The following is a 4,120-nucleotide window of genomic DNA, read 5'->3' on the forward strand; positions in this document are numbered from 1 at the left end:
ACCTGGCACCCAGCCGATGCTTTGGAACAAAGCGAGGCGTCCAGCCGATCACGCAATCCCCGCCGCGTCGGCGAGGCCACCACACACGTAGCCGGATCCGCCAAGAATTCGGACACTCACCTTCGAAACGTGTCTTCGCCAATTGGTGAAGACACATGGCTCGTGCGACACAAGACGGAGTTCACTCAATTGAAAACGAAAACAGATGAAAATTGCGGTCTCGGGAGGAGGAATCGCTGGCACGGCAGTCAGCAATCTGCTCGCATCGGCAGGGAATCAAGTAACGATCTTTGAACAAGCGACTCAGTGCCAAGCGATTGGCGCAGGGATCATGCTCCAACCCAGCGGTCAGGCGGTTTTGGACCGGCTGGGAATCCTCGCAACAATCGCCCGTCAGTCGGCAAAACTGGAAGGCATCGAGGCGTTCCTGCTTTCCGGTCGACCGCTGATTGAATTGAAATACGGGCATCTTGGCGAGAACCATTTTGCCTATGGTGTGCATCGCGGGGTGCTCTTCCAACACTTGCTGAATCGGTGCGTTCAATCCAAGGTTGATTTGCAAACTTCGACTCAAATTTGCGACTTCTGCGACGACGGGGACAGCGTCCATGTGATCGACCAACAGGGCACCCGACACGGCCCATTTGATTTCCTTGTTGCAGCGGACGGAGCTCGATCTCGTTTGAGAACCGCAGCGAAACTGAAATCGCGAACCGTCGATTACGACTACGCTGCGATCTGGGCGACAGGCCCTTGTTCGCAGGTCCACCATCGCTTGCATCAAGTCATTGATGGCACAGACCGGTTGGTTGGATTGCTGCCGATTGGCAACGGACAATGCAGTTTCTTCTGGGGGCTACGCACCGATCATTACGAAGAATTGGTCCAACGAGGAATGCTGGCCTGGAAACAGGAGGTCATCGCCATGTGCGAACCCGCCGCAGAACTCCTCGATTCCATCAACCATTTTCAAGAGATGACGTTCGCCGGGTATCGGCACGTCCGCATGCAACGCTGGCACGTTGGCAAGGTTGTCTTCCTGGGCGATGCAGCACACCCGTCGAGCCCCCATTTAGGCCAGGGCGTCAACTTGGCCCTAGAGGATGCCGCCTGTTTTGCAGATGCACTCACTGAAACCGGAACGTTCCAACAAGCTGCCGTCCGCTATCAACAACTCCGACAACGAAAGGTCCGCTACTACCAATCGCTGACCCGAATGTTGACACCGTTCTTTCAGTCCGACATGCCCTTGTCAGCAACCTGCCGAAACATTGGACTCCCCTGGTTCCCTAAAGTCCCTTGGATCCGCCGCCGTATGCTTCAAACGCTGAGCGGACTGCAAGACGGATGGATCTGAATTCAAAGCCAGCCACCACGCCGTACACCAATTGTGTACGTCGGCTTCCAGCTTGTGACTCACTCCCAAAGCATGAGTCGTGCTGCCCCGCTCCCACGTCAACACAGGAGATCATGAAGTTCTTAACCGCTATGTTTGCAATGCCTTCAGAACCCCGCCCGTGCAGAGGTCGTGCAGTTTTATTTCGCCTCCCTTTGGGAGGGTCGGCCCGTTTCGGGCCGGGGAGGGCTACGCGCTGACTCCGATGCTCGCCCCTCCCCTCGCTTCGCTCGACCCTCCGAGGGGGAGGGTGATGAGAAACGTTTGGCAACACAGCACTTAAAAACTGCACGACCTCTGCAGCAGGAGGGTTCGGAAAGCGAGATTTCCGGGGAAGGCAATCCGCGCCGCTTCCCATGCTCGGCCCCCTCTCTCGCGTACGCCCGAACGGCGTCGCTCAACCTCCCCGAAATCTTCGTTCCGGGAGAGGTGCTCAAATGCTGAACCCCGCTAAGCGGGCAGGCAGGAATGACTGGGCAGAACCTCACATTGGCGAGTCTTTTTGAGACTCGCAACTCAGCTCACTACAACTCCATCCCGACCAGCCTTGCGAACAACACTCGCAACAATTCGCGTTTGCGGTCTGAATTCTCTGACACTCGGTCGCGAATTTGATCGAGCGTCATCCACTCATGACCAGCGACCTCCGCAGGATTGAGCGTGATCGACGTGTCCTCGGCGACCTTGCTCAGCGAACCATAGTACGCCTTCCCCTGCATCGGACGGATCGAAAACTCGACGTCGCGACTGCCTTGCCGCTCTGGGATCGCTTTGCGTCCCAACCAAACGGAACGTCGAAAATGCATTTGCTTTCGACTGACCCCCAGCTCGACGTCCAAGCATTGCGACGTCGCCTCTTCCACCGACACGTTGGGCGGAATCCCTTCTTGAGGTGGCATCCAAGCTCCACGGCCAGCGGCAGGTTGGACAAACAAAAACGCATCCCGCTCGAGCGACTGGATCAAGCAAATCACCACCGGTCGATACCCCAGCAACCGCTCGCGCGTCGGCCGGTCATACGCCAGCTTCCCGGCCACCTTGATCCAATCCAGCATTGGTCATCCCTTTCCAATTCGACAAAATTTCCATGCGGACAAAACACTCGCTCTCGCGAAGACGCGTCTTCCGTCGGATCGATTTCCACCCATTTTAACGTCGATCCGCAAAATACCATGAATTCCTGCACGTCCAACAACACCAAGTGGGTGGTTTTGTGTAATGTTCGGGGGGTGGGGTAACTGCGTTGATGCACAGGTGAAGCGGGAATGGCTGGTGCCAGGTTGGCGCGGACCTGGATCACCGCTGCTTTCTGTGGGCGGCAATTCAGCAACCTTCGCAAACCTGTTTGAGTAAGAGCGGTGATGGAGCCGCGTTTGTTCTCGCTTTGTCTTGGATGTGTCATGTCCATTCCCCTTCCCCAATTCGTTGGAAAATCAAAACTCTCGCAACGCAAGAAAAAGCGGAAGACGAGGGTTTCGAGGTTTGAGACGTTGGAAGCGAGGCGAGTTCTCGCCGCAGCGATCTGGAACAACGTCACCGAACCGGCCGACGTCAGTGGCGAGGTGGTACCGCACGTCAGCGCATTGGATGCGTTGTTGATCATCAACGAACTGAACGCTCGCGGATACAGTGATCCCGAGGACGGCGAGTTGCCAAAGCAATTGGAGGTTGCTTCCCCCGGACTTTACTACGACGTCAGTTGCGACAATCACGTGAGCGCGCTGGATGCACTGATGGTCATCAACCATCTCAATGGCATTCGAAACGAAGGCAACGGCGTCTTTCCATCGCTGGCCTGTTCGCCAGTGATCGCGGAGGGAGCGGACTTTCACAACAGCTTGGATTCGCCCTGGCTGACGCTGCCGGATGATTCCTCCGCCATCAAGGTTTACTTCCGAACGCCCGAGTTTGATCGCACAAGTCAAAACGAAATTTTGGATGCCTTTGAAATTGAGCTGACGGACGAACAAGGCAACCCGGTGACGCTTCCGTATGCTGCTGGACGCGACGCGGCGTTCAACTGGAGTGAGTCGTATCAGCCAACCTACGGTGCCGCTGTTGAAATGGACACAGCGACCAACGAAGAGGACTCAAGTGCGACGTTCAACCTGAGTGGGCTCGCGGGAGGCACCCGCGTTCAGATCACAACGAGGTTGGTGAACAATGATAGCGATGACTCGTCTCAAATCATCCTTCGCGGTTACGAAGTGGTTGAAGCGAACGAGGCTGCCCCATCGGGAAGCCGTTTTGAATCGAGAACCCCGGTTGGCTCATCCGTTGATTTCAGTCAACTCGAAGATGTCAGTGGTAGCTTTGTCGCAAGCTACGGTCGCACGTCCCTTGCCGGCGAAGACAACGAACTCTTGACCGAATTGGTCGTTACAAATCAAGGCAACCAAACGGTCACTGGTCAATTGGTCGTGGTCGTCGATGACTTGAGCGAATTGGATGCCGCGGCGATGCATCCCGACGGACGATTGCCAGACGGAAGGTCGTATTGGGACCTGACGTCTGAAATGGATGGCAACCCACTCGCACCAGGCGAAAGCATTCGTTCGCGTCAGATTGCGTTCAAGAACGACAGTGGCAAACGTTTTTCCTATCGACTGCAAACGCTTGGCAAGTTGAATGCCGGGCCCAATGCGTTTGACTCCGTTCCGGTCAGCTCGATCGAAGCGGGCATGAACAATTCATACTTGGCGACGGCTTCGGACCCTGAAAGTC

The 4,120-nt window shown here is 56.0% G+C and carries 4 protein-coding genes; 3 read left to right on the forward strand and 1 reads right to left on the reverse strand.

Annotation, left to right across the window (positions count from 1 at the left end; all coding sequences use genetic code 11):
* Nucleotides 1-2: 2 nt before the first annotated feature.
* On the forward strand, nucleotides 3-149 hold the full coding sequence (locus tag ACF8AM_RS08270) for a DUF1589 domain-containing protein (RefSeq protein ID WP_392555181.1): 147 nt from the start codon (nucleotides 3-5) through the stop codon (nucleotides 147-149).
* A gap of 56 nt (nucleotides 150-205) precedes the next feature.
* Nucleotides 206-1,357: an FAD-dependent oxidoreductase gene (locus ACF8AM_RS08275; protein ID WP_392555178.1), complete on the forward strand. Its 1,152-nt coding sequence runs from the start codon at nucleotides 206-208 to the stop codon at nucleotides 1,355-1,357.
* A gap of 563 nt (nucleotides 1,358-1,920) precedes the next feature.
* On the opposite strand, the gene ACF8AM_RS08280 is transcribed toward ACF8AM_RS08275, so the two are convergent.
* Nucleotides 1,921-2,451, reverse strand: coding sequence for an NUDIX domain-containing protein (locus ACF8AM_RS08280; RefSeq protein ID WP_392555179.1), 531 nt, complete (start codon nucleotides 2,449-2,451; stop codon nucleotides 1,921-1,923).
* Nucleotides 2,452-2,796: 345 nt separating this feature from the next.
* Between ACF8AM_RS08280 and ACF8AM_RS08285 the strand changes: the two genes are divergently transcribed.
* A partial coding sequence (locus ACF8AM_RS08285) for a dockerin type I domain-containing protein (RefSeq protein ID WP_392555180.1) occupies nucleotides 2,797-4,120 on the forward strand: 1,324 nt, incomplete at its 3' end.

Source organism: Rhodopirellula sp. JB055, from assembly GCF_043100905.1.
In the GTDB taxonomy this organism is placed as follows: Bacteria; Planctomycetota; Planctomycetia; order Pirellulales; family Pirellulaceae; genus Rhodopirellula.